The sequence below is a fragment of the Novosphingobium sp. AP12 genome, assembly GCF_000281975.1.
Taxonomy (GTDB): Bacteria; Pseudomonadota; Alphaproteobacteria; order Sphingomonadales; family Sphingomonadaceae; genus Novosphingobium.
In genome coordinates, this window is sequence record NZ_AKKE01000168.1 from 1 (window position 1) to 1,370 (window position 1,370).

The window sequence follows — 1,370 nt, forward strand, 5'->3', positions numbered from 1 at the left end:
CCATCTGTGGACGCCCCAAAAGACGCAAGCGGTAATTGGCGGGATCAAGCACGTGGTCGGATGCTGCCATCTGTCCGGCCTCTAGTGCAGCACCAGAGGCTGCGGGCCCGTATGGGAGTTCGCGGACCGGATCCATATCACCCACAGCGTGCTCGCGGCACGGTGGAAAGCCCTGGTTCTTCCGGCCCCGTCTCGCCGACTGTTGTGCCATACCTTCCTTCGACCGACTACGTCTTCCGACGACCTCTGGCCCGCCTTGGCTTACGCCGCAGCTGCGACCGGAGCTTTGTAATCCTCGTTCTTCGTAAGCACCGCCCAGATGATCCGCGCGGTCTTGTTGGCAAGCGCAACGGTCACCAACATGCGCGGCTTTCTGGCCAGCATCTGTTCTAGCCATGATCCTGCCGGAGCGCCTCGCTTGCTCGCCTGCAGCACGACAGCACTACTGCCGATAATCAGGAGCCGCCTGAGCGTTCGCTCGCCCATCTTCGTGATCGGGCCCAGCTTCTGTTTGCCTCCTGTCGACAGCTGCCGCGGCGCCAGACCGAGCCAGGCGGCAAAGTCGCGGCCCTTGGCAAAGGTCTCGGCCGGCGGCGCGAGCGCGGCGATCGCGGTGGCCGTGATCGGCCCGACGCCGGGGATCGTCATGAGCCGCCTGGCAATCGCATCCTCCCGTGCTCGCCGTGCGATTTCCTTGTCGAGGTCGCCGATCCTGTCGTTCAGCTCCTCAAGCAAATCGAGCATCGTGCGAAACATCGCCCTGGCTGCTTCGGGTAGCGATGAGCCGATCTCGTCCTCGAGCAAGTCGCCGAGCATCGCCACATGCGACGGGCCCTTCGGCGCCACCCAGCCATACTCGGTGAGATGACCGCGGATCGCATTGATCAACTGGGTACGCTGACGCACCATCAGATCTCGGGTCCGGAACACCAGGCCGGAAGCCTGCTGCTCTTCGCTCTTGATCGCCACGAACCGCATGTTGGGACGCTGAGCCGCCTCGCAGATCGCCTCCGCATCCACCGCATCGTTCTTGTGCCGCTTCACGAACGGCTTCACGTAAGCGGGCGGAATGAGCTTCACGTCATGCCCTAGGCGCGTGAGCTCACGGCCCCAGTGATGCGCGCCTCCGCAGGCCTCCAGCGCCACCGTGCACTGCCGCTGCTGCGCAAAGAACTCCAGCAGCTTGGTGCGGCTGATCTTGCGGCTGAACAACGCTCGCCCGCTCGCATCCGCGCCATGCGCATGGAAAACATTCTTGGCGATATCCAAACCGATTGTGGTAACTTCCGACACGGACGCCTCCTCAAGTGGTGTTCAAACACCTCCACTATGGCACATCAATGCCGTCGGGGGGCGTCCACCCCATCACC

Annotated in this window: 1 protein-coding gene; it reads right to left on the reverse strand. The window is 63.4% G+C overall.

The genetic code is table 11. The features are described 5' to 3' along the window. Window positions 1–261 precede the first annotated feature (261 nt). Entirely contained in the window at window positions 262–1,293 is a 1,032-nt protein-coding gene (locus PMI02_RS23525; protein ID WP_007687755.1) for an IS110 family transposase, read from the reverse strand. Between the last annotated feature and the right edge of the window lie 77 nt (window positions 1,294–1,370).